Source organism: Caproiciproducens faecalis, from assembly GCF_019448085.1.
Lineage (GTDB): Bacteria > Bacillota > Clostridia > Oscillospirales > Acutalibacteraceae > Caproiciproducens > Caproiciproducens faecalis.
In genome coordinates, this window is record NZ_JAGFNZ010000001.1 from 17,248 (window position 1) to 43,636 (window position 26,389).

Here is a 26,389-nt window from a genome sequence, read left to right on the forward strand (position 1 = left end):
TAAAAGAGCGAGAGTGTGAAAAAACCTTATAAATCAATACTTTTGACACACATGGTTGTGAATCCCATTGATTGAAAACAAGATTTTTTCACTTCGCGGGAATAAGTCCATAATGGCCGTGTTTGATAGTTAAGTGGTCAGGTTAGATGTCAGCGCTTTGTGACTGTACAGGTTAGATGTCAGCCTTCGCGAGTGGACGATTTAGATGTTTTTTCAGAATATTTTAAGGTTGTGTGGTTAGGTTGGATGTTAGATAAATTCATTTAATGAAGGAGGTTTTATGTCACAAATTTTTGATTTTAGCAACCGAGAATCTGTTGAATCAACCATGAAAAAAACATGGAATGATTTTAGGACTGCTTTTGCACGGGGTGATTTAAAATACGATGAAGTTGAAAAAGCAAAAAAAGTAACTTTTCTAAAGGTGTTTGACGATCTCTTTTGTAATCATGGCGGAATAAACTATTTGACAAAATCATTAGGTGATATTAGTAAATATTCTCTTGGACGTGGTGCAAAACTAAAAAAAGATGAGCGTATTGATTATGAAAGGTTTATACCGAAAAATGAGTATATTACAGTTGATAACCGATTTAGCCCGGCAGGTATAGAATGGTTATACTTAGCATTAGGAAGTCAAGACTCTATTCAAGATGTTGCAAAACGCGAAATAGGAATTTTATCTGGAGATCGTTTTGGTTTTTGCTACTTCAATATAAGTAATTCGTTTTATGAGAAAAAGGTTGTTGACTTAACAGTGGCAAACGAGATTGAATTTGATGACATTAATCGCAGTTTAGAAAATTTTGCTAGTAATTGTATGCAAGAAGAAATTAAACAAACCCTTATGACTAGAAAAATTACTACGACAACGGAAAAAGATGAGTTAATAAAAAAACTTATGAAATGGTGTGTATTTACATACAGCAAATTGTTATCTGAGCAAATCTTTTTGCCAGTTGAAACTAATGAAAAAAAGTTAGAATATACACCTTTTCAAGCTATGGCGAAATATTTTATTACATTAGGTTATACTGGTATAATATATAGTAGTACCGTTTACCCAGACGGCAAAAACATAGTCCTATTTGACAAAAATATGGCATATCCTGTAGACACAATCATTGATATCATAGTATAAAAGAATCCTGTTAACCGTTATGGTGGCAGGATTTATTCATTAACCTACCGTTGGTTCGGACTCGTCGTATAAATTGCTCGCCTGTAATTTATTTATACATTACGGGTCGGTGTTTAAAAACAAGACACAATATATAGTATAAATCGGGTTGCTGTGCACTAAATATTGACATTTCGCTAAATGAACTATATAATATAATTACTGACAAAAGCAAATGAAAAAGCCTCATTGAGCTTTGGCTCTCAATAAGGCTTTTGGGAAACAATTTAAAGTGCTATTGTTTCAATCAACGTATAACCATTATAGCACTTTTTAGGCAGCACGTCAATGTTTCTTGCTAAATTATTGCCAAAAAGGATGTGTAGTATTTCTTGGCACAGCTCTTTTGCTTTGTGTATATATAGATATTTACAAAGTAATGGAGGAGTTAAATGTTAATAAAACAAAAAAGAATTAATTCTTTAAGGCACTTTTCGTTACTAGAAAAAGAATCAACGTTTAGGCTAATAGTTAATAATGTGGAGCGTTTCCCAGAAAAACTTATAGAGTTTGGGTTTAAATCTGATTCAAAAGCTGGTACAAAAATACTTCCCGCTGTTGTTAACAGATATGCACTAAAAAACGCTGAGCAGTACACTACAATCAATAGATCGCTCCCTAAGGAGGACTATTACCAAACAGTGTATTGGACTAGAACAGAATGGGCGGGACGAGGGGAAACCCGTGAAGTAACAGAGTTTACTGACATTAAGCGCCAGAGATACCATCGCGATTTTCACTTGCCTTTTTCCGTGGAATTTACTCTTAGTGAAGATAATGGGAATAAATTTATTTGCTCTGATGAAATAATTCTAACTGATGATAATTCAGATAAAATTATTAATACTGTTAATTTGTTGTTATTGTTCTTTGGAGAATGTGAAATTACATCTAATCAAATTGCATCCAATAGTAAAGTCATTTATGTATCATGGGATATTTTACCCGCAGGAAAATATCCTTGGAGTAAGGTTAAATCTGACATCGAAACGATAATAGAAAATAGAAATACTACACAACAGCATATGATGCTCAGAAATTGCGAAGCAATAAATAATCTTGGTCCAGATTTCGTAGCATATGGTCGTGCTGGGTTTAAAGGGTATGCAGTCTTTGGATTTACTAAAAAAAACTTATACATTTTAGAAAGTGTTATTCCTAATAATGCAACTTATATTTTTGAAAATGATTGGGAAGAGCTATCGAAACTATCTAAGGCTGAAATACTTAATTTTAAGTTGCATAAAGCTCGAATTGTTCATAATGCAAATTGGGAAAAAGAATTTGAAAAAATTGTGGAGGAATTAAAATGGGAAAAAATCAGCATGTAACACCTCATCCGGGCGGTGGATGGCAAGTTAAAGGTGCCGGTAACGAGAAGGCAACGGTAAGAACCTCCCGGCAATCTGATGCTATTACCGTTGCAAGAAATATCGCTATAAACCAGCAATCAGAAGTTGTTATTCATCGGCCTAATGGACAAATAAGAGAAAAAAATTCTTATGGGAATGACCCGTTTCCGCCTAAAGGCTAAGGAGTAGCAGGTGTCTTCAAAGGCACCTGCTATTTTATCAGTTAGTCGCATCCACCTACATCCACCGTCAATCCGGACTTGAACTCCACAGTAAACATATCCTCGTAGACTGTGACCTTCTCAATCAGACGCCGGACAAGCTGCTCGTTGTATTTGGCGAGGGCTGTGGATTGCTTCTTTAGGAATGTGCTCATATCGGCCATACGCTTCTTTAGCTCATCGCGGTTGGCGTTATCGAGGAGTAGCTTTTGCTTCTGGTCGCGCAAACGGTGTATTTCGTCGCCAACCTTTTCATAATCCGCATTTGAAGTGGCCAGCTTCAGAAGCTCCGTCTGCAGTTCTTCGAGCCGCTTGTCGATATCCGTCAGTTCCTTGTCACTTTCGCGGCTTATGACGGCAGCGATGTTGTCCCGCAGAGTAGTGAGGAAGCTGTCCTTGTCGCAGAGCGCATGATTGATAGCGGTGACGATTACCTGTTCAATTTGACTTTCCGGCACTGTCCTAGCATCACAGAAAAGACCGGTGTTTTCCAGTCGGCTGGCACAGCGCCAGACGATAGACTTTTTGCCTCGGTTGTTCCAATGTACCCTGCGAAAAACCTCGCCGCATTTGCCGCAGATGATTATCTGTGAAAAGACGTGGTTGCTGCTGAAGGTTCTTTTCTTCCCGCTCGGGCTGGTGTGGACAATTCGGCGGCGGATAAGCTCCTCCTGCACCTGCATGAATACTTCACGCGGGATGATGGCCTCATGGCTGTTTTCTACATAGTACTGTGGAACGATGCCGTTGTTCTTGACCCGCTTCTTTGTAAGAAAATCGACTGTGTATGTTTTCTGCAAAAGAGCATCACCAGTGTACTTTTCATTCCGCAGAATATTGTTAATGTTGCTGGTGTGCCAGCGCTCATTGCCTGCTCCGTTCAGGATACCGTCAGCCTCTAAGCCACGGGCAATCTTTAACATGCTCGCGCCTTCAAGGTATTCCCTGTAGATGCGCTTTACGATTTCGGCTTCTTCCGGCACAACCACCAACCGCTTATTCTCATCCTTGGTATAACCGAGGAACCGTGCGCAGTTAACTTGAATTTCGCCCTGCTGGTAACGATACTGCAAGCCCAGCTTCACGTTCTGACTTAAGGACTGGCTTTCCTGCTGAGCGAGGGAGGCCATGATGGTGAGCATAACCTCGCCTTTAGAATCCATGGTGTTTATGTTTTCCTTCTCAAAATAGACCGGAATGTTCTTGTCCTTTAGTTGGCGGATATACTTCAAACAATCCAGTGTGTTTCGAGCAAAGCGGCTGATGGACTTTGTGATGATCATATCGATATTGCCGGCCATACACTCGTCAATCATGCGGTTGAATTCTTCGCGCTTCTTAGTATTGGTACCGGAAATGCCGTCATCCGCAAAGATTCCCGCCAGCACCCAGTCAGGGTGTCCTTGTATGTAAGCGGTGTAATGTTCTATCTGTGTTTCATAGCTTGTAGCCTGCTCTTCACTGTCCGTTGAAACACGACAGTAAGCAGCCACTCGGAGCTTCGGCTTTTCTTCATCTTTACTCTTGAGCGCGTGCTTCCTTGCTGGAATCACAGTGACACTCTTACTTACTGTCATTCTTGTTCACCTCCATTTCGATTAAACTATAGGCGTATTCCGCCTGACCGAAGGGGTCGTCGAGTTCCTCTGTTCCTTCTTTCATGCGGAAGGTGGTAGGATAGACGACCTCCTTTACTTGTTTGGACTTTTTGGTACGGCCGAGTCTTTCCGCCCGCATAATTCGTTCCGCCTCGGCAGTGTTGAAAGTGTCTTTGTCAATTATAGCCGGATAAAACTCATCACCTAAATATCGTTTGTTGCGGAGAATCCTGCCAATGCCAGAATGGAAGCCTTTAATACCAGCTTTCTTGGCGGCTGTTGCCAATGAATCGCCGCTCAGGTAAGATTGGAACAATGTTTTTATCTGCTCTGCAGCTTCTTCATCAATTACGGCTTTTCCGTTCTCAATGCGGTATCCGAATGGTGTGTGTCCCATTATTTCACTATCCTTTCTTTCAGCGTAATGCCACATTTTAGTTCAAATCCAATTTCCGTCCTCGAATATACATGAATCCGATCTACAAAGCGGGTAAAAATTTCACCGTCAAAGCTCGTCAACATTGATGTCCTGGATGTAAACTGCAGCAGAGCGCTGACCTCGCTTAGGTTCTGAAAGTCGTTATTTAGAAATCGTGTTATGGATTCCTTCTGACGGCGTAGCCGTTCTGCCTCCTGCAGCAGTTCATTATTGCTCTTATTATAAATGGCTGGCTCAAGATAGCCTTTGGTCATCAGCCCAACCAGTACATTTCGCTGTTCCGCGTTTTCTTCTAGCTTCTTGTCAAGGGCGCGGATATTTTCCAGAGTTTCATCGGAATTTATTCCGCGCAAGCTAATGAGTAAAGGCTTCAGGACAGTTTCATGTCCGAAAATGAGCTTGTTCATCATGGTGACAAAGGCATATTCAATATCGGACTCCGGAACGTATTTCATTGAACATTTTTTGATGTCTGCTATATGAGTGGAGCAGCACCATGCGTATGGATGCTTGCCACTCGTATGAGTCCTTCTTTTGAAGGTTCCGCCGCACTGACCGCAGATTATTTTGCCTGAAAATGGATAACGGTTTTGATATTTCTTACTTTGCTTCTCCAGCCGTTTTTCTTTACCGCGTTGTTCGATAATATCCTGTGCGGCTTCAAATTCCTCATGACTGATAATCGCCTCGTGATGATTCCGAATTAGGTATTGATCTTTTTCTCCATGGTTGTTATGGCGGTTGAAGTGCTCGTCAGTATAAGTCTTTTGGAAAACGACATCGCCAGTATATTTTTCGTTACCGACCATCCCGCGTATCGTTGTTGAAGTCCAGTGACCACCTTTTTTGGTTGGTATCTTTCGCCTGTTTAGGTCGTCAGCAATTTTGTTGGTACCTTTACCGGCTAAAATCTCAGAAAAGATAAGACGGACAATTTTAGCTTGAGATTTATTGACAACCATTTCTCCGTCCACATTATCGTAGCCGTAAGGTGGATAGGAAATTTTATAGGTGCCATTCTGAAACCTGCGCTTTATCGACCATTTGTTGTTTTCGGCAATGGAGAACGATTCATTTTCAGCCAGTCCACTCAGGATTGACAGCATGAGTTCGCTTTCCATTGACCCCGTGTTGATATTTTCTTTCTCAAAGTAAATGAAAACGCCAAGGTCGAGCAGTTTTCTGACCAGTTCCAAGCAGTCTGTCGTGTTCCGGGCAAAGCGGCTGATAGACTTCGTTACAATGAGGTCTACTTTTCTATTTTCACAGTCGGCAATCATTCGTAGTAACTCAGGCCGCTTTTCCTTTTTGGTGCCGGTGATGCCCTCGTCATAATAAAGTCCGGCGAACTCCCATTCAGGATTTGCATTGATATAGGACTCGTAGTGCTTTATTTGAGTATCCAGACTTTCGAGCTGCTCATCGCTGTCGGTTGACACACGGCAGTAGGCCGCAACACGTAGCTTGGCCTGCTCAGTTAAATCAGTTGTGTTTTGAGCTATTTTCGTTACCTTTTTCAAATTCTCACCTCCTTGGTCAGTGTGTCATATTACCTCTGAAACGAAGTTATATCAACGATTTCAAGGCATAATCTCAGCAAATAATGGTGAGAAAGTTTTGCGGTTCAATTCGGTTATCTTGTTGAATTCCGACAAGGTAATTAAACCTTTCTCAAGCATAGAAGTGAGTATTTGCTGTGCTCTCACATAATCAACCTCACGCTGCAATTGCTCCTGTGGAACAGGTTTCTTCTCATAATTGATTTCTGGTATTGCACAAGTAACATTAGTCATGTATTTCTCCTCCAGTCTGTGAATCTCTGTCTTCACTACCCACTGGAGGTGAGAGAGCCTTTTTGACGAAAAATAAGCAAAAAAATAACGCCGATTAAAGGACAGAACCCTCAATCGGCATCATCATGTGTGTTATTCGCTGTATTTGATGAAGGCATCGGTGAAGCCAGCCGCCTTGACCTTGCTGAGCATAGCATCGGCATTCGCCTTGACAGAAAACGCGCCAAGCTGGATACGGTAGTATTTCTTCGGTGCAGTCGATGTGACGGGAGCGGGTGCTTCCGTTGTTACCAGCCCAGCTTTTACATCAGCACGAAAAATAACCATGTTCTTGCCGTGCTTCGGGAACCAGTGCATCACATCGCCGTGGTTGCTGGCAATCCCCAGCTTGTAACCCTCACTATGGCAGATGATGTCCTTTTCCGTCAGTCCGTACTGTTTGCAGAGATATACACAAAGCTCGACTGCCTCTGTGTATACTTTATTGAAATAAGCCACATCAGTCAGGCTGTCCTCACAGATCTCAAATGAGATATGCGTGTCGTTGCCGGAGCCCTTGGAACCGCTGCCGCAGTGCCAGCCGCGCATATTCCACGGCAGGGTCTGATATGTGGCAATGGAACCATCCGCCAGCTTGCCGATAAAGGCATGGACACAGACCTGCCGACCGTCCGGTGTGTTCTGGTTCCAATGGTTGCCGTACTGGTTTTTGCCCAGCAGTCCGTCATCCGGTCCGACGTAACGTTTCAGATTCGGGTTATTGGCTCCGGTGGAGTGGACCATAATTCCTTTTGGGTTAATTGATCTACCTGTTTTGTAGCAGGCGTTATTCGTCAGAATGAGTTTATGCAGGTTCATGAAAAGCACCTCACAGTTCAAATTAGTTATCAGCCGCAAGTGCGGCTGGATACAGATGATACGTAAACTTCAAGTCGCAGTAGGCAGTGGCCGACGTGCCATTGCTGCCAATACGGATGTACAGTCCATAACCGGCAGGCACACGGCTTTGCCGCATGGCGATCTGAACGTGCTGAGCCTCAGCGGAACTGTCCGAACCAATAGGCGTGCTCCTTGAGATTCGAGTAAATGTCTGCTCGTCGTTTGAAATATAAAAATCCAGCTCTTTTTCGCTTGTATCCGATTGACGGCAGATAGTGACCAGGTGGCAATCATATGGCACTGGGATAAGAGGGTCGTCTTGACCGCCGATTACCACACTACCTATGGGCAGAATTGTGTGCAGAGGGCCTCTGACGCTGTTTGCACCACCCGATCCGGTGGTATTCCCCGACAAGACATACCGCAGGTGTGGCATACGAGTGAAAGCGTTGATGGTTGACGTCGCGGTGGAGGTGAACGTCAGGGCGGTGTTGGTGTCCTCGGACTTTTCCAACAAAAACAGGCTTTCTCCGGGGACAATGGATATATCACCTACGGAAAACCGCTGTTTTGTCCAGTAACCCGTACAGGTAGGATGCGGATTTGTTCCGCTGCCATAGGTAATGTTCGCCGCATCCTGGACACCCCTTATGGCTTCGGCCAACTTTTTCACGGTGCTGCTGAGATTGCTCTGAACCAGTACCTGCACGGTATTTGCCGCAGGGATGCCCAAAGCTGAAACAAACGTATAGGTCACGCTGTCCAAGACCATATTGTTGCCCGCCGAGATGCCAGTAAAGGTGATGGACGCTCTCCGGCTCGCCATGTCCGGTGCTGAGGCTGTTTCAACCGGGTGCAGATGGTTGAGGATAATTCCAGTTCGGGTATACAGCTTGTCGCGCATGCTCAACATTTCGTTGTGCGTAGTATTAAGAAGTGTATGGCTGTCATTTAGCAGCCCGTGTGAGGTATTGAGCAACGTATAATTGTCGTTCAGTAATCCGTGCGTAGTGCCAAGCAAGGTGTAGTTATCATTTAACAGGTTGTAGGTGAGATTGAGCAGCGCATAAGCGTCGTTCACATCGATTGCCGCAAGGGCAGAAAGCACCTGATTCAGCCATTCTTGTGCGGGAGGCTCCGGCGGTTCGGCAATACCGTCCGAAAGAGCCTCCTCCACGATGGTGAGCACTCGCGCGCTTTTCCCGACCACATCTTCATGGGTAACCCTGATTTCCAGCTGTCCCACACCGACGATTTCGGTTTCAGCCGTGCCGGGTGACCAGGTCAGCACGCCGTCTGAGTAGCTTGTGACCACGGGATAGGCAATACCGTCCGGCCGTTTATATATGGCAGTCAACGTCTCGCTGGGATATTCGTTGCCAAGCAAACCGGAGACATCAAACTCCAGCTTGCGGAAATGGTTCTCTCCACGCCGACCGATGAACACCGTTGCAGACTTTTTCAAATCAATCATGCTCCATCACCCGGCTTTGTTGAATCGTCGCTCCGCCCGTGAAGCTGTTCCAGAGCTGCCTTGAGCTTGTCGGGGATAGGTAATCCCAGGTGCGCCGCGTTCTCCAGCATGGACACGCCCTCATTGGAGCAGTAGAAAAAGATAACGGCGGTGCGAATAACCTCGCCGTTTCCGATGAGATAGATGTCCATGATATGCCCGACACCCACCATTGCGAAAATCAGCACCTTCTTGCAGATGCCCTTAAAGCCGACCTCGCTGGACAGCTTTTTGTCAGCGATGGCGCACATGACACCGGTAATGTAGTCCACGATTACGAACACGAGCAGCGCGTAGAGGAAGCCATCAAAGCCACCGAAAAACCAGCCAAAAAAGCCGCCTATTGCTGCCACTAATACTTGAATCCAGTTCCATACTTCTTTCATTTACAAAACCTCCGTATGTGAATTTTGGTATATAAAAAGCGCTCCCGCCGTAGCGAGAACGCTGAAACATATATCCGGCTACAGGGACAGGAGCAGTTCCTGCAGCTGGATCATGACCGCAGCTTTTGGCCGGCCGGTCCCAATGGACAGCCATGTTACAGGCGGGACATCAAAGACTGATGAGGAATCAAAACCGTTGATCACCGTAATGACAGGCTCGATGGCTTTTCGAAGCTCCGTAATATGGAACGGCCAGTTTTTGACCGTGGTTTTTCCAGCGGCAATGTCCTCATTCCAAATTGTGGAGGATAGACCGTAATAGCTCCGCACTGTGTTTACAGCCATTCGGAGCGTCTTGATATGCGCTGCCTTAACATGAGTTTCGTTCGCGGTGATTGTCTCAAACGGCGTCGGCAGCACTGTAAAAGTCCGCACAACCTCCGGACTTGCCGACTCGATATCACTATCAAGGCAGCGGATAGTAATCGTGTGGTTTCCAGCTTCCAAAGTTTCTGCTTGATATATTGTTTTAGCACCGTTGCCGAGATAGCCGCTCGTGGAAAACCTCTCGGGATTGTCTACGCTGTTAACCCAAGCACCCGCATCGATTTTAACTTCTACAATCTGTGACTGTCCGTCCGGCTCGATGCCTGTTGTAATCATAAAGCGTGGAGTGGAATTATAGATGGAACTGCCGGATATCGGACAGACGATAAAGGGAGCAGTCGGAGGACTGTTTTTCTTCACTGTTCCGCTGACTACATAAGAAGAAACAGCGTCTAAGGTATCGGTTACGCTGATTCGGTAGCGGGTATATGTTCCGATTATCTGAGAGGCATTCGCTGAATACGTCCCCGAGGTGGCACTTGAAACGACGGTAGTCAGTGCTTCGTATGCTGACCAATTCGTTCCGTCCGTGGAGGTGGCCCGCTGAATGACATACTGTTTAATGGTACTGGTTCCCGGCGCTGCTCCGCTCCACGCAAGGGTTACGGTGTTTCCTTCATAGATCGCGGGCGCGGCGGTAAAGGATACCGGAGGCGTTGGAAGTGTATTTTTGCGAACAGTATTGCTGGACACTGTCCAATCAGAGTAGTAACTTTCACCGGCAGCGCCTTGTGTTCGCACTCTGAACTGACGGTAATTGCCCCTCGTGACGGGAGGACTGACGCTGACACTATTGCTTGTGGAGGTAGTGTTCACAGTCATCAGGGCTGTCCAATCTCCCCAGTTGATGTTGTTGGAAGAGTCACAATATTGAATTTCATAAGATGTTATAGCATTGCCTGCGCCGTCAGACGCACCGCTCCACGAGAGGGTTACGTTTCCTTCAGCCAATGCCGCGCTAACTGAGCATACTGTTGGCGCTCCACAGGCCGTGACGTCGCAGTAGATACTGTTGCTGATTTTTTCTACTGAATAAACATCAAATGTGTCTATCGTCCAAATACCAAATTGCGTATAAGTTCCCGGCGTGCTCGATACAGACGGATTATAGCTACCTCCGCTGGCCGACAATGTCAGTGTGACAAGCACATTCCACGCGCTCCAGGTGATATTGTCCGTCGAGGTACGTCTGGCGATCTGGTAGCCCTTCACCGCACTGGTTCCTCCTGATGCACCGCTCCACGTCAGTGTAATTGTCTCGTTACTGTATACTGAAGGAGATGCAATGGCTGAAGTCGCCGGTTTTGGAGCGGTATTTCTGCGGACGGAGTTCGTGGATACCTTCCATGCGGAGTAGTAGCTTGCTCCTGCCGTTCCGCGTGTTCGCACTTGGAATCTACGGTAATTGCCTCTTGTGGAAGGAGGAGATGTAGCCACACTGCCGCTTGTCGCGGTGGTGTCCACAGTGGCCAGCGCTGTCCATGCTCCCCATGTGGAATTATCTGTTGAATCGCTGTACTGAATCTCATAACTGGAAATTGCATTGCTTATGCCGCCCAACGCTCCACTCCATGAAAGTGTAACCCCGCCTTCCGAAAGTACAGGGCTTACCGAACAGGAAGTCGGTGCGGTGCAAGCTGTGGTAAGGAGCGCTGAACTTAACACCGTATAGCTTGAGTTGTCGATTACACCGGAAGAAAGCGACATTCTTCCGTCCGACACCACCTTAAAGCGCACACCCTGTGTGGCGTTTCCCGTTGTGGAAGCACAGGTGACTGTAACATACCTAAGCCTCGGAGTAGTCCCGTCCCAATCGTCTCCGTCCGCCGCCTTGATGCGCACTTGTGCAGATGAGCCGTTTACGGTCATGGTACAAAGCAAAGCATAACCGCTGTGGATGTATGAGCCCGAGGAACCCAGCGCAGCGGAGATGGTGAAGTTATAGGTCATCTGGCTGTTGTTCGGACGGCTCTTCGTATAGGTTATGGTGTAATGCACGGTCGGGCCTGAACCCGCCTGCAATGATATGCCATTAATATCTGCCATTGTCCTTCGCCTCCTTATTCATAGAATGCCGTCACAAGAGAGTTGACCAGCCCGCAAAGGCTGGTGTTCAACCTGGTATCGGTAATGTTATTCGCGGCGATCGACGTGGCGGCAGCTGGTATCAGTACATCTGCGATACCAAGTTCATAAACATCACTGGTCCTTGTCAGTGCCGGAGCCGATGGTGTAGCAGCGGGTGTACCAACGACGACGGCAAGCTGCATATTCCGGCTGACCTTGCTTAATCGAACCACAACCCGGTCAATTCGGGGATTGCTTCCGTTTGCCGTGGTGAGCGGTATATTTAAGGTGTCTGTATTCTCATACCGATACCCATTAATCCACGCGCTGCCAGCTGCTACGCTCACCGCCAATCCGCTTCCCGGAGACACTTGAAGATTTGTAGCCACCGCATAAAATACACCGTTTGAGACAAGGCTTCCAAAATACGATGCAAAATCCGCCGCGTCATAGATTCTGTCTCCATCCGATGAGTTGAAAAATCCGCTTTTCTCCATATTGATTTCCTCCCGTTAAGCTCTTGCGTAAGAGCAGGATATTAGATAATAGCCAGTGGGTAGCGTGGATGCGGCGGCATTCGCCACAACCCCGCTCGCATTGATTGTAATCGGCATATTGGTACCATTGCCACCCACCGCAGTCGCTACCGAGCGTACCGTCGAATAGGGGTAAAAGTTAGCGTTCGTGATTGTTAGAATTGTGCCGCCGGAGGCAACACCTGAAGAACCCACATTGATCTGCATTCCGATTGAAACAACACCCTTATTCACAAATGACATATTATAGCCCATGCTCACGTCGCTACCAAGCGAGTAAGTGAGGGATGTATCAGCTTCCTGAGCCATCTTTGCAGTAGTGACACCACCGTTTGCGATCCTCGTGCCTGACACCGGTGCGTTATAGACGTTGTTAATGCTGGCAGCAAATGTGCTCCCCCGAACTGCGGCAGCTATGTCTGTAAGTGTGCCGAGCGGGAAGCTCAGCCAGTTCGCAGTGCCCGACGGATTGTTGTATACGAACAGGGAAATTACATAAAACGTCATGGTATTGCGAGATATAAAGAAACCCATTGCTCTCTGGTAACCGGTCCCCGTGCTGTCACCGTTGTGTTTTACCAGAAAGACATGCCCGTCATCACTCGGCTGGTCGCTGAATTTATTGCCGCTCCATGAAGTGAAATAAAAGGCTTCTCCTGCTGCCATGTTGTGAAGAGCATACTGGCCGGCCGATATAGTACCCGCACCCACGTTGATTTCAAGCGCGGGTAGCTTTCCGAACAAATTGTTCACAGTAGCAGTAAAGGTTTCTCCTTGAATATCCGGGTCCACCTCCGACAGATCTCCCAGCGTTTCCGCTACCTGAGCTATACCGGTCGGGGCCGATAACGCCGTTTTGACCGCACTCATGTCGGAACGGATCTTCTGTGCGATTGTAAGCTCAGCCTTTCCGAATACAACGCTGATGTTCAAACCGTCTGCGTCATAGTTTTCTTCAACTTCGGTGATGCGCGTCGTCATCGATACGCCCCATGCCTTGGAGATTACTTTGACGGTCTGTCCAAGGTCGAAATCAGTCTTGTAGGTTAAGTTGCCGTGGGGGTTCACAGAGGTATCGAACGAATAACGAATTCCCTGTTCGCTCAGCTTGCTCTGTCCCCGGAAAATCAGTGCATCATTATAACCTGTACCGAAGTCAGCCTCCTGCAGGTCTTTAGCGTCCACAAAAATTTCGCGCCGGGTCTCGCCGGAGCCGCTTGTAATGGCGGCAAATGTTCGGCTTTCTCCCTCGCCTTCGCCGCCGATTAGAGCAGTGTTGGCATAATCTGTCGCGCTCTCTGTATAGCTCTGTTCCGTCAGGTTCTCATATTCCTTGGAGAACACTGCTTGAGAATTAACGCCCTTATACAGCGTCACGGTAAAGATACGTGTAGCCGGAGTAAATACGGTTTTAATTCCGATATCCGAGGCACCGCATAGCTCCGTCACTGTATCCATCAGGTTCCGGTACGATATCTGGGTGCTGACGGACACGCCCAGATTCGGGGACGAGAAGACGATGCCATCGATTTTCCTTGCCGCATCAGAGGGGCTGAGGAGGTTATGATTTATTAGCTGCTCAACGCAGTCGGAGAGATCTCCGGATAGTACTTCGGTTTGCCATAAAATACGGCGGGAGAGTAATGATGTAGCAAAGCGGCCGCTTGCGGTAATGATTTCTTTTTCCGCCTGAGCCATTTCAAGATGCTCAATGATACCGGCTTCCTCATCATCGTTCTTCCAGATGAAGTTTCCTTCTTGTAGAAGTGCAGTGTTTTCCGGCGTCGCGATAGCCTTCAGTTCAAAGGAGCCGCACTGTGAGTAACGTCTCGTCCATCGCAGGTATTCAAAGGACTCTACGATACCTGTAAGCTCCCGGTTTTGGTTGTAGATATACAGTTCCATACTCACACCCCCAAAAACTGCGGACGGTAATATATGCTGACCTCCAGCAGATCCATATTGACTGAAGCATCGTAGCGCAGAGTATTGACTCCAGCGGCGAGCTGAAAGAACGCTGAACCGGTATCCAAAAGTGAGAAAGCGTTTGTCACCGTTGTACCGTTGACGCTAACGACGCGCTTGCCTGCGAAATGGGTGTATACCCGCAGCTCGTCTCCTGCACTCATCGTCGTAAGGAGACGGATGTACTCCCCAGTGTCCATGTTCAGCAGTTCAGGATTCGTCACCGTTCCCAAAGCTTGAAAAATGATCTCACAGCCACAAGAAACGTCGCCAATATTGTCTACCGTGATAATCTGACTGGGCTGGCGCATTCCAAATTCCATGCCGCTTTCGGGTAGCTCCAATTCAAATTCGAACATCGGTATCCAGGACGCCAGTTCTTCACGCACTTCATCCTGTGTCTCAAAGAAGGGCGACGGGCAGAGCAGACTGACAAAGAAGCTGGGTATCCGCTGCCGCGTGGAAATCGTAAAGCCCGCCTCCTCTACAACACAGGCAATTTGCCGCTCCCGGTACAGAAGCGTTCCACTCACCTTGGGGCTGAATATTTGAAGAAAGCGGTGCCTTTGCGCATAGGCTTCATCAGGCGTGCCTGCTATGACTGTACCTTCCAGCGTAATATTGCGCATATCCAGCGTAGAGGAGATGTAAAAAGCGCCGTCCTGATCCGGCGCTTTGAAAGTGTTAACGGTCTGGCGTATGTCGCCTATGCCGTCTATCTTTGTAAGGAAATACGGGCGGCCTTGTTTGAGCGTAATGCTTTTGCCGTCTGCATTAATATAAGTTAGTTCCATAGCCGTCCCTCCTTTAATATTCCAGTGCCAGCTTGCGTGAGAGGTTCTTGAATTCCCGCGCTAGTTCCTTTTCAGACAGCGCCTTGGGCGTGACCACGGAAATGCTCTGATTGATAGTGGTGCCGGCTGCGCTCAGTCCTCTGGCGTCCCGGGCAAGGGAGCCGGATAAGTTGAGCCCGGCATCCACATCGAAGTCAGTGGGAATAGCGTTCTTCATATCCTCGCCGACGCGTCCCATAGCCCGCTCGAAGCCCACACCGATGCCGAGGCCTATATTTTCACCGAGTCCGGCAAAGAGAGTGGACGGAGAATTGATGCCGAAGAATTTCTTGATCTTGCTCATCACGTCCCCAAAGAAGCCGGATATCTTCTCCCACAGCCATGCGGCCGCGTCGTTGATTCCTTTCCACAATCCCTTGATCAGTTCAAGTCCGGCCTTGGCCAACTCGGGAACGCTTTTCACAATTGCCTTAACGATGGCAACGATGATCTGAGGTATGGCCTTTACGACCTCCACGATGATCGTCGGAAGGTTCGCAATCAGAGCCACCAGCAACTGCACACCTGCGAGAATAATCTTGTCAATGTTCCCAAGAATGGCACTTACCAGCGAAGTGATGATCTTGGGGATCGCCGCCACGATGGTAGAAATAATCTTGGGTAGGTTATCAATGAGGGCGATGAACAGTTTGATGCCCGCGTCGACGATCAGTGGTATCGCTTCAAATACAGCGGTCAGGATACTGTCGATGATTTTTGGTATAGCCTCTACAATCGCGTCGATGATTTCGGGCAGTGCCTCCACCAGAGCGGTCAGCAGGTCAATGCCCGCCTGTACAATCTGCGGCAGTGCGTCCAACACAGCACCAACGATTCCGTCGATGATCTGTGGCACAGCTTCCAATATCTGCGTGATGATAGTGGGGAGCGCCTGAATGAGAGATACGAAAAGCGCCACACCCGCCTGCACGATTTGGGGTATATTCTCGGTGATCACCGTGACCAGCGCCTGAACTATTTCCGGAATAACTGCGACAATCTGAGGAATAGCGTCGGTGACAAACTGGACAAGCGCGTCTATGACGGCTGGCAGAGCCTCGATCAGCACCGGGATCGCATCGACGATGCCATTCGCCAGACCGAGCACCAGCTGAAGTGCCGCGTCAAGGAGCAGAGGCAGGCTTTCGATGAGGGCCGTCACGATCTGGGTTACGGCAGACACGGCGGCCGGGATAAGTTCGGGCAGCGCCTGCGCGATGCCGTTGACCAACGTAGCGATCATTTGCACGGCTGCTTCCACGATGGCGGGAAGATTGGCGATGATGCCGTCCACTAATGCCAGAACAAGCTGGAGAGCGCCTTCTGTTATACCGGGTAAAGCGGAAATCAAGCCTTGAAGCAGGGTCATGACAATCTGTGACGCCGCATCTACCAACATTGGAAGATTGTCCATGATTGCTCCGCCGATACTGGATACGATGCTCATTGCCAGCTCGATGATCTGTGGGAGCTGCTCCATGATCATGTTTACCAGACCACCCACTGTATTGCCGATCACCTCGCTGATCTTCGTCCAGTCGCCGTTGGCCTCATTCAACCCCCGCGTGAAATCACCCAGCAGGCTCACGCCGTCGTCAGCGAGAATCTGCAGTTGTGGCAGGAGCACCATGCCGAGGGCGTTCTTGGCTGCTTCGCCGCCGGACTTGATCCGCTGCATGGAATCGTCGAACTTGGCGAGGGCCTCCAGCGATTCCTGGCTCATAACGGCACCCATCGACTTGGCTTCTTCAGTCAGCTGCTGGATTCCCTCCGACCCCTGTGCGATCAAAGGATTCAATTCCCGAGCAGATTTGCCGAAAAGCTGCATGGCAAGGGCATCCCGCTCGGTCTCATTGGACACATTCCCCAATGCATCAATAGCTTCCCAATATACTGTCTCCGAATCGCGGAGGTTGCCGCTGGCGTCGGTGACGGATATACCCAGCGCTTTGTATGCTTTAGAAGCTGCACCGGTACCATCTCTGGCGGAGGTCATGGAACGGACATTCCGGGCCATGCTGCCTGTCAGGGTTTCCATCGAGGTGTCTACCAGTTCGGCCGCGTACTGATACGCCTGAAGCGATTCGGTGCTCATGCCGGTGACGGTAGACATGGTGATAATATCGTCTGCATACTGCGATGCGCCAACGGTCATATCCGTCAGGGCTTTGGCCGCTCCGACTGCAGCTGTACCCACTGCTGCAAACGCAGCTCCCATCGCAACTCCGATGCCTTTGAGCACCGAGCCAAGTTTTTCAAGTTTATCGGAGGATTTCTCCACATCGGTGGTTGACTCTTCGACAATGTTTCCGAATTCATCGACTTTCTGTCCGGCATCGTTATAACCGCGATTAACATCCCGGAGAGACTTCTCGTTATCCGCAAGTTCGCCCTCCATACCGTTGAGTTCGGCCTGCGCCTTGTTCAGCTGTATCTGCCAGTTCTGCGTGCGCTTGTCGTTTTCTCCGAAAGAGGACGTGGCATTATCCAACGCAGCTTTCAGCGTGGATATTTTTTCTTTCTGGGCGTCGATTTCCTTGTTTAGAACCTCATTCCGTGAGGTGAGCGCTTGCACAGACTTGTCGTTTTTATCAAACTGACTGGTGACCAGCTGCATTTCCGAACCAAGAACCTTAAAGCTCTGGTTGATATCCGAGAGCGCTTTTTTGAACTCACGCTCGCCTTCGACACCGATTTTTAAACCGAAATTATCTGCCATACATACTCACCTCCCTAAATGCCCGGCGGAATGATATCGTCTATCGTTCGGGTTTTCTTCGGCTTCTCAATACCGATAAACTGCTTATGGCAGGCCCATAAGTCCAGAAACAGGCCGATGGGCATGAGCCAGAAATCCTCCGCACCCATACCCATCTGTACTGTTCCGTAATAATAAAGCCGGGTAAAGACCTCTGCGTCCGTTACCCGACTTCCACGTTTTTTGATTGATTTTCCTCTTCGCTTTCTACATTGCGCTTGGTGCCCCGGAACATGGCTTCCGTGATAGCGTTTTTGTATGCCGCCAGATCGAGGGGCGAGGTGAGAAGCTCAATCTCATCTTCTGTCAAAAGTTCCTGAAGGTCGTCCTTGTTTTTAAGGTTGTGAATCAAGATAGACTGGTTGGCAAGAAGAGTTAAAAGCCACACAATCTCATCCAGCGCCATCTCAAAATTTTCTGACTTCATAAGCTTTTCACCGAAGTTTTCAAGCCCGCCGTATCGGCCTGCAATCGCCTTTGTCGCGCGGGTGGTCAGTACCAGTTCATACGCCTTGCCGCCAATATTGATAGAAGCGCTTCTTTCGCCCAAATCTGATAAAATGACATTATTCATTCTGCATCCTCCTTACGGTGCCGGTGTGTAGACCGGTTCGTAAACCTCGGTAAACCAGCCGGTAATTGTAGCGGATGCGACTCCGGCGTCTCCTTCGGTAACCTCGGCTTTCCATGGGTGTTTGCCAAAGGCGTCCAGTTTGTTCCTGCGCATGACTGTTCCTTCAATAGTAGGCGTGGAGAAAGTGATGGAATCCGCCTTGGTTTGCAGGTTTGTCGCTGGTAAGCCGAATTTCACACGGTAAAGCCAGAAATAGCGGTATGTGCCGTTAGCCTTCTGCGCACGGAATCCTACCGCGACAGGTGTCCCCACATTTTCGCTTGCTGAGATAAGCACGCCGTTGTCGTCTGTGGACGCACCGGTCAGATCAGCTGCAGCCGCAGGACCGATGTCGTCTACGCCGAGGGTGAGCGTACCGCTGTTGAAGTCTTTCACTACCTCAGCTGCGCCATCATCGGCGTACAGTATAGCTTCCACCAGTTCCACCGAGAGTTCGGCGGTGATGGCTTTGGCGAGCACAAGAGGTGTGGAGTAGGTTTCTTCACCGTTGGAATCCTCGGTGATTTTTGAATAGTACAGTTTGTCAAGACCGATTGTCGCCATATCTTAATCCTCCTTCAAATCACAATGTTTTGCCACATCAATGGCGTAATGGTGGTACCCGGTATCGTCCTCATGGCCGATATACCGGCGGTCGGTAATCGTAAATTCAGCTGCCAGAAGCAGCGCTGTTATCTGCTTTTTCCTTTGGATGTAATTGCCTTTGGAAAACAGCGAAATCCGCACTTCAGAGATATCGAATAGCGGGGCGTTATCCCCAAACAGGGCAAATTCGTCTGTCAACGGTGTGAGTACGAGGTACTCATCGGGAGGAACGCCGGAGAAAACTCCCGTTTCCACAGGAAGGACAGGAGAAAGTAACGTGTTCAATTCTGTTAAAATGCTCATATTCCGTCGACCTCCTCCTGAAGCTTTGTCTTCATGGTTTCAATGCAGGCGTTTTTGCTCTGCGACTTTGCCGGTTTCAAAAAAGGCTTAGGCGGCTGACCGGATCTGCCGTATTCGAGGATGTTGGCGATTTTAGCGTTGGAGTCTCCGTCAGAGCGCGGCTCGGCAAAACCGATCTTCACATCCCAGTTGCCGTCCCGATTCTGCATGGCTGGAGAAAGTCCGAGGGAACGTTCCAATTCGCCTGTGGAGCGACTTTTTTCCTTTGTGCCGCTGCCGATTACGGCAGATAGATGGTCCTTTACTTTATCGAGAACGACATTTCCACCCTCCTCCAGCACCTTGGGGATAATCATATCTGTTTTCTCGGCAAGCTTCGAAACCTTAAGCATAAAGTCCTCGGGCATCTTAATTTCTGCTTTTGCCATTACCTCACCGTTCCTTCCTGTTTTTCCGCAAGCACCTCAATGTACATTCCGCGCCCGCGAACATCCTCAACGCTGACAATGCGGTAACGCTCGTCGCCACAAACGATAAACACCGAGGTAGTGATTGCTACATTGGGTATCTTTCGGAAGCGGAAAAGGGACGTCGCTTGGCTAAATGCTGCCATATTTGCCCATCGTTCGTTTCCGTGGCGATCTTCTTTATATGCGCGGATGGAAGCAACAATTTGGTCACCCTTGGCAACAAATCCGTCCGCATCCTTAACCGGGGCGCTGGAGACGATATCAATAGAGGTATTCATTTTTCCATAGCTCATTATCACACCTTCCAATTCCGGTCAAGCCGAAGAAGCAGATTGACAGTATCCCATACCTGCTGGCCGGCCTGCACGCTATCCGCAAAAAAGCCGCCTGTGCTGCCGTCCCGGCTTTCGTAAAAGAAGGACGACAGCATGATGACGGCTTGCTCTGTGGTAGGCGGCATGGGAGTTTCCTCGTAATATCCCTTAGGAAAATGCTGGTAGCTTTCGGCATAGGAGACAGCGGCGGCAATATAACTGAGCAACAGGCTGTCGTCTTCGTCGTATGACAAAATGAGGTGTGCTTTGACTTTGGGGAGAAGGTTATTTGCCGTCATGCCATCCGCCTCCCTTCGGTCATTCTTCGTCTGGGACCATCAGACCCGCCGCTTTCAGCTTGGCGAGAAGAGCATTGAAGTCAGCGACCAGACCAGTGGCATCAGTGGCAGTGCTGTCCGCCTGATTTGCAGCCGCAGGTATCTCGGGTACGACTGGATATGTTGGAACATAGAGGATTCCGTCTTCACCAATTTTGACGGGTACAGTGTCGGTTTCCTCCTTTGCAGCTGCTTTCACACCACCGAGAGCGGTTGCTGAAGCGGGCGCAGCAGTGGAGGTAAGCCCCGTTACCGAGGCTCCCTCCTTAATTTCAAGCGTTCCGCCGATTACGGTTTTCTCGCCGCCCTGTTCGGTGTAGTTTTTCGTGTTATAACTCATACCGCACCTCCTTTAAGCCTTCTGCTGGAGTACCTTGATAGCCTCCGGCAGAATGAGTTTGCCGTCAACACGCTGCGTGGCAACAAAGCCTACCTGACCGGTTGCAGCGTAGAGCTCATTGAGTCTCTTAAACACACGCCCCTGGCGGTCGGCTACCCAGTAATAGCTGAAATCTCCGAACACGATAGTCTTAGCGGTCGCAGCAATAGCGGGCACATATGCCGAGGTATACAGCGGACGGTTCAAAATGGTATCAGGAGTACCGGCCTGCAGAGAGGGCTGCCAGAGATACTGACCGTTGCCGTCCTTCAGCTTGCGGATCGCCTTTACAGTGGCATCGTTCATGACGAACACCGCTTTGTTTCTATAAGGTGCTTTCAGCGAATAGAACAGGTCAAGCACCTCTTCAATAGTGATAGCCGCAGCGCCTGCTGTGGTCACACCGACTTGAGCACCACCGGTTACAGCGAGGATACCGGTCGGTTTACCGGAGCCGTCTCCCGTGAAAAAGGCTTCTTCTTCCTTGCTGCCTATACGCCTTGCGAACTCTCTTGAAATATATGCTTCGAGCGGAAATACACTGTCGTTCAGCAGCTCCTCGGAAACCTTGATCATCGTTCCCAGCTTGTAAGCGCCGATGGAAACCTGACCGAAGCTGTCATCACTATCGAGGATAGCGCCTTCCTCATCGATCCAGGAGGCTGTACCCTTTGAAGCTACGACCGGAATCTTACGATCCCCAGAGGAAGTAGTAATGACCTTTGCCAGTCTGCGGAAAATGTTCTCTTCATCAAGAGCCTCTACAAGGGTGCGTTCGAACTCGTCCGGGACAAGGTATCCGCCTTCAGAATCGGTGCCGATCTGCAGAGCATTTTTCACGATAGGATCAAGGCCCTCACCGGCGCGGGTACGCATTGCATTCCAGAATGCTTTTCTGTACTCATCAGATGCTCTGCCTGTTTTGGTTTCCATACCGGGAACGGCAGGCTTGCCCGTGAGAGGTGTGTTCAGAGGTTTTGAAAGCTCGCGGTCAAGGGCTTCCTGCTTTTCAAGGCGGTCAATTTCTTTTCCGAGAGCGACTACGTCGGCTTCCATTTTCTCATAGGTAGCGGTGTCTTCAGGGGAAACCAGACCGTCAGTACCGCGCTTGGTATCGAGAAAAGCCTTAGCGGCTTCCCATGCCTTGGCGCGCTTTTCGCGCAGTTCAAGAATTTTGTTCATTAATATTACCTCCATAAAATTTAGTGGGAAATTAAAGAGAGCCGCTTCTCAAGCCAATCTGCAGGAGTGGCTTTGGCGACATCAACGGGTGTTCCTTTGTTCTGTTTGGGTATCTTGGGTTTGACCTTGTTAAGCAGCGAGTTTGTTACTGCTCGACGACTGAAAGCATAGGTGATGTCGTCCGGCTGAATCCGCTTTTTCTCATCTTCCAGAATGCCGTCGGCAAAGCCTAATTCAATTGCTTTGTTGGCATTTAGCCAGGTTTCAGCATCCATAAGGTGAGAGAGCTTCGCCCGGGACTGTCCGGTTTTGATTTCATAGGCATTGATGATGCTTTCTTTGACTTCGTCCAGCATGGCGATGGCTTTCTGCATTTCTTCGCTGTCGCCGATTGCGATGGTAAGCGGGTTATGCACCATCATGAGGGCTGTTGGGGCCATCAACACCTCAGTTCCCGCCATTGCGATAACGCTTGCTGCCGACGCTGCAATACCATCGATTTTTACAGTGACTTTGCCCTTGTAATCCATGAGCATGGTATAGATCTGACTCGCAGCGATACAGTCCCCACCGGGAGAGTTGATCCAAATAACAATGTCACCCTCTCCAGCATTAAGATCTGCTTTAAATGCTTTCGGGGTGACATCGTCGTCGAACCATGACTCTTCGGCAATTGTGCCGTCCAGATAGAGTGTTCTGACACCGGAATCTTCATCCCGTGCCCAGTTCCAGAATTTCTTCATTTGGTTGTTTCCTCCATTCCTTTTGAATTTGCGAACGCACCCGCGTCCTGTAATTTGGTCATCGCACCGTTGATGAGGTAAAGATCGCCGCCAAGTTCAGCAGGGATGCGGTCGAGGTTTTCAAGTTCACGGATATCGTTCGCGCTCATCCATCCGTTTTGTCTTGCGGTCGCATAACCGCTCATACGGCTTTCGTAATCGCCTCGCAGAAGTCCGTCTACGTTGAACTTGATAAACACTGTCGGTTTTTCGCTGTCGAAAAGCAGGGCGCGGCACATGGACTGCTCCCAGCGCACCACCCACGGGTCGAGCGTGTATTTCACAAACTCAAGGCTCTGCTGCTCGATGTTGCTGAAGGATGATTTTTCAAGGTCAGCGAGCATATGCGGAGGCACTCTGAAAATACGGGCAATCTCATTGATCTGAAACTTCCGTGTTTCCAGGAACTGCGCCTGTTCCGGTGAAATCCCTATGGGCTGATACTTCATGCCTTCCTCGAGTACGGCCACCCTGTGTGAGTTGGCTGAACCTTGGTAGGCGGCATTCCAGGATTCCTTGACTTTCTGTGGATCCTTAATCGTGCCGGGATGTTCAAGCACACCGCCCGGTGCGGCACCATTAGCAAAGAACTTAGCTCCGTATTCCTCTGTGGCGATTGCGAGGCCTACCGCGTTCTTTGCCATTGCGATGGGCGAATAGCCAACCAGACCGTCAAAGCCCAAGCCCGGAATATGCAGGACATCGGCAGGGGCAAGATAAACCTGGTTGTCTTTGCCGAATGAAGGTACATCCTCCGAGCTGCGCTGATATAAATAGAAAAGCCGGCCGTTTGCATCACGGTCGACTGTCATCTTGTTCGGCATCAGCGGATAGAGGGAAATGACCTCACCCTTAGCATTACGTATAATCTGCGCATAGGCATTGCCCCATAATAAAAGATGACTCATCAGCGTTTCTCGGAACGCAAATGAAGTCATCTCCGGATTTGGCTCGTCATGGAGCAGCTTATATAACGGGTGCTTCAGGTATTTTTCTTTGCCGCCACTGTCGTTGTACTTATACACATGAAGCGGAAGACCCGCCAGTGTTTCGGAAAGTATCCTCACGCAGGAATAAACAGCAGTCATCTGCATGGCAGTATGTTCGTTGACCGGCTTTCCTGAGCTTGTGCTCCCAAAGAAGAAGTCGTAGCGCCCGCCGCCAAGGGCATCCTTAGGCTTGTCACGTGCTTTGAATATTCCTTGAAAGATGTTCATAGGCATTTACCTCCAATCAAAAAACGAGCAGTCCGCGTGTGTCATACACGCTTTCGCTAGTAACATTGCCGCACCGTATTGCCCGGTCCAGTGCCATTATGGTGGCGACTGCACCATCGATTTTCTCTGTGGATTTTTCTTTGTCCGCTTTGATATTGCCCGCTGGGTCGGTGCGGATATAGATGTTATCCATCATCCAACGCAGTACCGGGTGACCGCCGTGAGCAAGTTTCTGTTCCAGAGTTAGTTTCATCAGTTCTTTTGTGGGCGGACTCATATCTTTGAAGCCCTGACCGAACGGAACAACTGTGAAACCCATGCTCTCAAGGTTCTGCACCATCTGCACAGCGCCCCAACGGTCGAAAGCAATTTCACGGATGTTGTATTTCTCGCCAAGTTGCTCAATGAACTTTTCAATGTATCCGTAATGGACAACATTACCTTCGGTGGTTTGCAAATGGCCTTGTTTTTTCCACACATCATAATTCACATGGTCTCTGCGTACACGCAAATCGATGTTGTCTTCCGGTATCCAGAAGAACGGAAGCACGGCATACTTATCATCCTCGTCCATCGGCGGAAAAACCAGCACAAAAGCAGTAATATCGGTGGAAGAGGAAAGGTCAAGACCTCCGTAGCAAACCCGGCCGCGTAAGGTTTCCGGGTTAACCGCAAAAGCACAGGCATCCCATTTGTCCATAGGCATCCAGCGTACAGCTTGTTTGACCCACTGATTCAAACGAAGCTGGCGAAAGCTGTTCTCCTCGGCGGGATTCTGTCTTGCTGATTCAAAAGCTGCTTTGACTTTATCCATGCTCACCGTAATGCCGAGAGAAGGGTTTGCTTTTTTCCATACCTTAGGGTCCGCCCAATCATCCTCTGGCGCTGCACCATAGATAACCGGGTAGAAGGTTGGGTCATGTTTTCTGCCGTCGATGATATCCAGCGCCTTCTGATGCACCTCCCAGCAGATGCTGTTCTGGTTATCTCCGGCGGTGGTGATTAAAAAATACAGCGGCTGCATTCTCGCATCACCGCTGCCCTTGGTCATAACATCAAATAGTTTTCGGTTCGGCTGGGTATGCAGCTCGTCAAAAACGACACCGTGGGTATTAAAACCATGCTTGTTTCCAACGTCAGCGGACAGCACCTGATAGATGCTCCCGGTCGGTTGATAGATAAGCCGTTTCGTTGCATCAAGTATTTTGACGCGTTTGGAGAGTGCCGGACACATTCGCACCATATCTGCCGCCACATTGAACACGATGGACGCCTGATTTCGGTCTGCAGCGCAGCCGTAGACCTCGGCGCGTTCCTCTCCGTCGCCACAAGTGAGCAGGAGTGCCACAGCAGCAGCAAGCTCTGATTTACCCATCTTCTTCGGAATTTCCACATATGCGGTGTTGAATTGTCGGTAGCCATTGGGCTTGAGTGTTCCAAAGATGTCACGAATAATCTGTTCCTGCCAGTCGATAAGCTCAAAAGGTTTACCGGCCCACGTACCTTTGGTATGTGAGAGAGCTTCGATAAAAGCAACAGCATAATCGGCGGCGGCTTTGTCGTAAATCGAATCTGTAGATTTAAATCGTGTCGGTTTGTATTTCTTAAGCTTCCGTATGCTGACCACCTCCTTCCGAGCATAAAAATAGACCTGTCAAATGCAACGTTTGCAAGCGCAAGCCTTCAAGATTTCTGTACGAGATACAGCCCCATGCAGGGCTGAACCTCGGTTATTTTATTGGAGCGGGTTTAGTGGTTATCGCTGTGAAGGAGAAGCTCAAGGGCAAGCTGTGTAACAGGGTCGGTTGGCTTGATGTCCCAACCTCTATCGTAGTTGCAAACAACCTCGCCGTTACGCTTGAGCATCAACTTGCTGATTCTGCCGCCTTCAATGCCAAATTCTGAACCCTCGTCGTATTGCTTCATCCAGTAATGAAAAACGCTGTCGTGAATTTTCAGGCTTCCTTCTTTCCACATGGCTACGTCCTCCTAAAATCTCTTGATGCTGGCGTTGCCGTCGGCGTCAAAGCTCACGTTGTAGCGGATTTCATAACCGTCAGTATTCTTGGTAATCACCCGGATGCCGCCCTCAAAGGCGGTGTACATTCTGTCGATTTTCTCGCCCTGTGGCAGTTGGCTTTCGATTTGCTTAATTTGTTTTTCGGTCATGGTGGTGTGCTCCTTTCGTTTTTGTATGTGTATATTCGCTCTAAAAGCACACGATAGCAAGACAATTCAAAGAAATATTACGGCATATAAGCACCAAAAATCCGAGCCT

The 26,389-nt window shown here is 48.7% G+C and carries 29 protein-coding genes; 3 read left to right on the plus strand and 26 right to left on the minus strand.

The window, feature by feature from the left end:
* Nucleotides 1-280: 280 nt before the first annotated feature.
* From J5W02_RS00090 to J5W02_RS00100, 3 genes are all read left to right on the plus strand, one after another.
* Nucleotides 281-1,141: an RES family NAD+ phosphorylase gene (locus tag J5W02_RS00090; RefSeq protein ID WP_219938360.1), complete on the plus strand. Its 861-nt coding sequence runs from the start codon at nucleotides 281-283 to the stop codon at nucleotides 1,139-1,141.
* 431 nt (nucleotides 1,142-1,572) lie between these two features.
* Entirely contained in the window at nucleotides 1,573-2,511 is a 939-nt protein-coding gene (locus J5W02_RS00095; protein WP_219938362.1) for a hypothetical protein, read from the plus strand.
* Nucleotides 2,490-2,714, plus strand: coding sequence for a DUF2188 domain-containing protein (locus J5W02_RS00100; RefSeq protein ID WP_219938364.1), 225 nt, complete (start codon nucleotides 2,490-2,492; stop codon nucleotides 2,712-2,714). The genes J5W02_RS00095 and J5W02_RS00100 overlap by 22 nt, the downstream gene beginning before the upstream one ends.
* A 41-nt stretch (nucleotides 2,715-2,755) precedes the next feature.
* Here the strand turns inward: J5W02_RS00100 and J5W02_RS00105 are convergent, their stop codons facing one another.
* The 26 genes from J5W02_RS00105 to J5W02_RS00230 all read right to left on the minus strand — a co-directional run bounded on the left by J5W02_RS00105 (nucleotide 2,756) and on the right by J5W02_RS00230 (nucleotide 26,280).
* Nucleotides 2,756-4,330, minus strand: coding sequence for a recombinase family protein (locus tag J5W02_RS00105; protein ID WP_219938366.1), 1,575 nt, complete (start codon nucleotides 4,328-4,330; stop codon nucleotides 2,756-2,758).
* Entirely contained in the window at nucleotides 4,317-4,748 is a 432-nt protein-coding gene (locus J5W02_RS00110; protein ID WP_219938368.1) for a recombinase family protein, read from the minus strand. The genes J5W02_RS00105 and J5W02_RS00110 overlap by 14 nt, the downstream gene beginning before the upstream one ends.
* Complete coding sequence (locus tag J5W02_RS00115; protein ID WP_219938369.1) at nucleotides 4,748-6,310, minus strand: recombinase family protein; 1,563 nt, start codon at nucleotides 6,308-6,310, stop codon at nucleotides 4,748-4,750. The genes J5W02_RS00110 and J5W02_RS00115 overlap by 1 nt, the downstream gene beginning before the upstream one ends.
* 60 nt (nucleotides 6,311-6,370) lie before the next feature.
* Nucleotides 6,371-6,583, minus strand: a complete 213-nt coding sequence (locus J5W02_RS00120) for an SHOCT domain-containing protein (RefSeq protein WP_219938370.1) — start codon at nucleotides 6,581-6,583, stop codon at nucleotides 6,371-6,373.
* Between the two features lie 132 nt (nucleotides 6,584-6,715).
* Nucleotides 6,716-7,441: an N-acetylmuramoyl-L-alanine amidase gene (locus J5W02_RS00125; protein WP_219938372.1), complete on the minus strand. Its 726-nt coding sequence runs from the start codon at nucleotides 7,439-7,441 to the stop codon at nucleotides 6,716-6,718.
* A 22-nt stretch (nucleotides 7,442-7,463) separates the two neighbouring features.
* Nucleotides 7,464-8,936 (minus strand): hypothetical protein, encoded by a 1,473-nt coding sequence (locus J5W02_RS00130; RefSeq protein WP_219938374.1) that lies wholly within the window; start codon nucleotides 8,934-8,936, stop codon nucleotides 7,464-7,466.
* Nucleotides 8,933-9,361 (minus strand): phage holin family protein, encoded by a 429-nt coding sequence (locus J5W02_RS00135; protein WP_219938376.1) that lies wholly within the window; start codon nucleotides 9,359-9,361, stop codon nucleotides 8,933-8,935. Before J5W02_RS00135 ends, J5W02_RS00130 begins: the two co-directional genes overlap by 4 nt.
* 78 nt (nucleotides 9,362-9,439) lie before the next feature.
* The gene (locus J5W02_RS00140) at nucleotides 9,440-11,794 is read right to left on the minus strand and encodes a phage tail protein (protein WP_255575492.1); all 2,355 of its coding nucleotides are present in this window, start codon (nucleotides 11,792-11,794) and stop codon (nucleotides 9,440-9,442) included.
* 14 nt (nucleotides 11,795-11,808) lie between these two features.
* Nucleotides 11,809-12,312, minus strand: a complete 504-nt coding sequence (locus tag J5W02_RS00145; protein ID WP_219938379.1) for a hypothetical protein — start codon at nucleotides 12,310-12,312, stop codon at nucleotides 11,809-11,811.
* Between the two features lie 15 nt (nucleotides 12,313-12,327).
* Nucleotides 12,328-14,256: a siphovirus ReqiPepy6 Gp37-like family protein gene (locus J5W02_RS00150; protein ID WP_219938381.1), complete on the minus strand. Its 1,929-nt coding sequence runs from the start codon at nucleotides 14,254-14,256 to the stop codon at nucleotides 12,328-12,330.
* Nucleotides 14,257-14,258: 2 nt separating this feature from the next.
* Complete coding sequence (locus J5W02_RS00155) at nucleotides 14,259-15,110, minus strand: phage tail family protein (RefSeq protein WP_219938383.1); 852 nt, start codon at nucleotides 15,108-15,110, stop codon at nucleotides 14,259-14,261.
* 13 nt (nucleotides 15,111-15,123) lie between these two features.
* Nucleotides 15,124-17,868 carry a phage tail protein gene (locus J5W02_RS00160; protein WP_219938385.1) on the minus strand — a complete coding sequence of 915 codons (2,745 nt, stop codon included), beginning with the start codon at nucleotides 17,866-17,868 and terminating at the stop codon, nucleotides 15,124-15,126.
* 14 nt (nucleotides 17,869-17,882) lie between these two features.
* The gene (locus J5W02_RS00165; RefSeq protein WP_219938386.1) at nucleotides 17,883-18,023 is read right to left on the minus strand and encodes a hypothetical protein; all 141 of its coding nucleotides are present in this window, start codon (nucleotides 18,021-18,023) and stop codon (nucleotides 17,883-17,885) included.
* A 47-nt stretch (nucleotides 18,024-18,070) separates the two neighbouring features.
* A complete protein-coding gene (locus J5W02_RS00170; RefSeq protein WP_219938387.1) occupies nucleotides 18,071-18,481 on the minus strand; it encodes a hypothetical protein in 411 nt (136 codons plus the stop codon).
* Nucleotides 18,482-18,493: 12 nt separating this feature from the next.
* Complete coding sequence (locus J5W02_RS00175) at nucleotides 18,494-19,084, minus strand: major tail protein (protein ID WP_219938389.1); 591 nt, start codon at nucleotides 19,082-19,084, stop codon at nucleotides 18,494-18,496.
* Nucleotides 19,085-19,087: 3 nt separating this feature from the next.
* Nucleotides 19,088-19,429 carry a hypothetical protein gene (locus J5W02_RS00180; protein ID WP_219938391.1) on the minus strand — a complete coding sequence of 114 codons (342 nt, stop codon included), beginning with the start codon at nucleotides 19,427-19,429 and terminating at the stop codon, nucleotides 19,088-19,090.
* Nucleotides 19,426-19,857 carry an HK97-gp10 family putative phage morphogenesis protein gene (locus J5W02_RS00185; protein WP_219938393.1) on the minus strand — a complete coding sequence of 144 codons (432 nt, stop codon included), beginning with the start codon at nucleotides 19,855-19,857 and terminating at the stop codon, nucleotides 19,426-19,428. The genes J5W02_RS00180 and J5W02_RS00185 overlap by 4 nt, the downstream gene beginning before the upstream one ends.
* Nucleotides 19,857-20,192 carry a head-tail adaptor protein gene (locus tag J5W02_RS00190; protein WP_219938395.1) on the minus strand — a complete coding sequence of 112 codons (336 nt, stop codon included), beginning with the start codon at nucleotides 20,190-20,192 and terminating at the stop codon, nucleotides 19,857-19,859. Before J5W02_RS00190 ends, J5W02_RS00185 begins: the two co-directional genes overlap by 1 nt.
* Nucleotides 20,193-20,194: 2 nt before the next feature.
* The gene (locus tag J5W02_RS00195; protein ID WP_219938397.1) at nucleotides 20,195-20,512 is read right to left on the minus strand and encodes a head-tail connector protein; all 318 of its coding nucleotides are present in this window, start codon (nucleotides 20,510-20,512) and stop codon (nucleotides 20,195-20,197) included.
* A 19-nt stretch (nucleotides 20,513-20,531) separates the two neighbouring features.
* Entirely contained in the window at nucleotides 20,532-20,891 is a 360-nt protein-coding gene (locus tag J5W02_RS14850; protein WP_219938399.1) for a head fiber protein, read from the minus strand.
* Between the two features lie 12 nt (nucleotides 20,892-20,903).
* A complete protein-coding gene (locus J5W02_RS00205) occupies nucleotides 20,904-22,112 on the minus strand; it encodes a phage major capsid protein (RefSeq protein ID WP_219938401.1) in 1,209 nt (402 codons plus the stop codon).
* Nucleotides 22,113-22,132: 20 nt separating this feature from the next.
* Nucleotides 22,133-22,855, minus strand: a complete 723-nt coding sequence (locus J5W02_RS00210) for a head maturation protease, ClpP-related (RefSeq protein WP_219938403.1) — start codon at nucleotides 22,853-22,855, stop codon at nucleotides 22,133-22,135.
* Complete coding sequence (locus tag J5W02_RS00215; protein WP_219938404.1) at nucleotides 22,852-24,111, minus strand: phage portal protein; 1,260 nt, start codon at nucleotides 24,109-24,111, stop codon at nucleotides 22,852-22,854. The genes J5W02_RS00210 and J5W02_RS00215 overlap by 4 nt, the downstream gene beginning before the upstream one ends.
* Nucleotides 24,112-24,127: 16 nt before the next feature.
* A complete protein-coding gene (locus J5W02_RS00220) occupies nucleotides 24,128-25,729 on the minus strand; it encodes a terminase large subunit (protein ID WP_219964399.1) in 1,602 nt (533 codons plus the stop codon).
* Nucleotides 25,730-25,860: 131 nt separating this feature from the next.
* Nucleotides 25,861-26,088: a DUF7678 domain-containing protein gene (locus J5W02_RS00225; RefSeq protein ID WP_219938406.1), complete on the minus strand. Its 228-nt coding sequence runs from the start codon at nucleotides 26,086-26,088 to the stop codon at nucleotides 25,861-25,863.
* 12 nt (nucleotides 26,089-26,100) lie between these two features.
* Nucleotides 26,101-26,280, minus strand: coding sequence for a hypothetical protein (locus J5W02_RS00230; RefSeq protein WP_219938408.1), 180 nt, complete (start codon nucleotides 26,278-26,280; stop codon nucleotides 26,101-26,103).
* Nucleotides 26,281-26,389 lie beyond the last annotated feature (109 nt).

Coding starts and splice junctions, on each gene's coding strand:
- J5W02_RS00090 (WP_219938360.1), top strand. CDS start 281: ATGTCACAAATTTTTGATTTTAGCAACCGAGAATCTGTTGAATCAACC.
- J5W02_RS00095 (WP_219938362.1), top strand. CDS start 1,573: ATGTTAATAAAACAAAAAAGAATTAATTCTTTAAGGCACTTTTCGTTA.
- J5W02_RS00100 (WP_219938364.1), top strand. CDS start 2,490: ATGGGAAAAAATCAGCATGTAACACCTCATCCGGGCGGTGGATGGCAA.
- J5W02_RS00105 (WP_219938366.1), bottom strand. CDS start 4,330: ATGACAGTAAGTAAGAGTGTCACTGTGATTCCAGCAAGGAAGCACGCG.
- J5W02_RS00110 (WP_219938368.1), bottom strand. CDS start 4,748: ATGGGACACACACCATTCGGATACCGCATTGAGAACGGAAAAGCCGTA.
- J5W02_RS00120 (WP_219938370.1), bottom strand. CDS start 6,583: ATGACTAATGTTACTTGTGCAATACCAGAAATCAATTATGAGAAGAAA.
- J5W02_RS00125 (WP_219938372.1), bottom strand. CDS start 7,441: ATGAACCTGCATAAACTCATTCTGACGAATAACGCCTGCTACAAAACA.
- J5W02_RS00130 (WP_219938374.1), bottom strand. CDS start 8,936: ATGATTGATTTGAAAAAGTCTGCAACGGTGTTCATCGGTCGGCGTGGA.
- J5W02_RS00135 (WP_219938376.1), bottom strand. CDS start 9,361: ATGAAAGAAGTATGGAACTGGATTCAAGTATTAGTGGCAGCAATAGGC.
- J5W02_RS00140 (WP_255575492.1), bottom strand. CDS start 11,794: ATGGCAGATATTAATGGCATATCATTGCAGGCGGGTTCAGGCCCGACC.
- J5W02_RS00145 (WP_219938379.1), bottom strand. CDS start 12,312: ATGGAGAAAAGCGGATTTTTCAACTCATCGGATGGAGACAGAATCTAT.
- J5W02_RS00150 (WP_219938381.1), bottom strand. CDS start 14,256: ATGGAACTGTATATCTACAACCAAAACCGGGAGCTTACAGGTATCGTA.
- J5W02_RS00155 (WP_219938383.1), bottom strand. CDS start 15,110: ATGGAACTAACTTATATTAATGCAGACGGCAAAAGCATTACGCTCAAA.
- J5W02_RS00160 (WP_219938385.1), bottom strand. CDS start 17,868: ATGGCAGATAATTTCGGTTTAAAAATCGGTGTCGAAGGCGAGCGTGAG.
- J5W02_RS00165 (WP_219938386.1), bottom strand. CDS start 18,023: ATGGGTATGGGTGCGGAGGATTTCTGGCTCATGCCCATCGGCCTGTTT.
- J5W02_RS00170 (WP_219938387.1), bottom strand. CDS start 18,481: ATGAATAATGTCATTTTATCAGATTTGGGCGAAAGAAGCGCTTCTATC.
- J5W02_RS00175 (WP_219938389.1), bottom strand. CDS start 19,084: ATGGCGACAATCGGTCTTGACAAACTGTACTATTCAAAAATCACCGAG.
- J5W02_RS00180 (WP_219938391.1), bottom strand. CDS start 19,429: ATGAGCATTTTAACAGAATTGAACACGTTACTTTCTCCTGTCCTTCCT.
- J5W02_RS00185 (WP_219938393.1), bottom strand. CDS start 19,857: ATGGCAAAAGCAGAAATTAAGATGCCCGAGGACTTTATGCTTAAGGTT.
- J5W02_RS00190 (WP_219938395.1), bottom strand. CDS start 20,192: ATGAGCTATGGAAAAATGAATACCTCTATTGATATCGTCTCCAGCGCC.
- J5W02_RS00195 (WP_219938397.1), bottom strand. CDS start 20,512: ATGACGGCAAATAACCTTCTCCCCAAAGTCAAAGCACACCTCATTTTG.
- J5W02_RS14850 (WP_219938399.1), bottom strand. CDS start 20,891: ATGAGTTATAACACGAAAAACTACACCGAACAGGGCGGCGAGAAAACC.
- J5W02_RS00205 (WP_219938401.1), bottom strand. CDS start 22,112: ATGAACAAAATTCTTGAACTGCGCGAAAAGCGCGCCAAGGCATGGGAA.
- J5W02_RS00210 (WP_219938403.1), bottom strand. CDS start 22,855: ATGAAGAAATTCTGGAACTGGGCACGGGATGAAGATTCCGGTGTCAGA.
- J5W02_RS00215 (WP_219938404.1), bottom strand. CDS start 24,111: ATGAACATCTTTCAAGGAATATTCAAAGCACGTGACAAGCCTAAGGAT.
- J5W02_RS00225 (WP_219938406.1), bottom strand. CDS start 26,088: ATGTGGAAAGAAGGAAGCCTGAAAATTCACGACAGCGTTTTTCATTAC.
- J5W02_RS00230 (WP_219938408.1), bottom strand. CDS start 26,280: ATGACCGAAAAACAAATTAAGCAAATCGAAAGCCAACTGCCACAGGGC.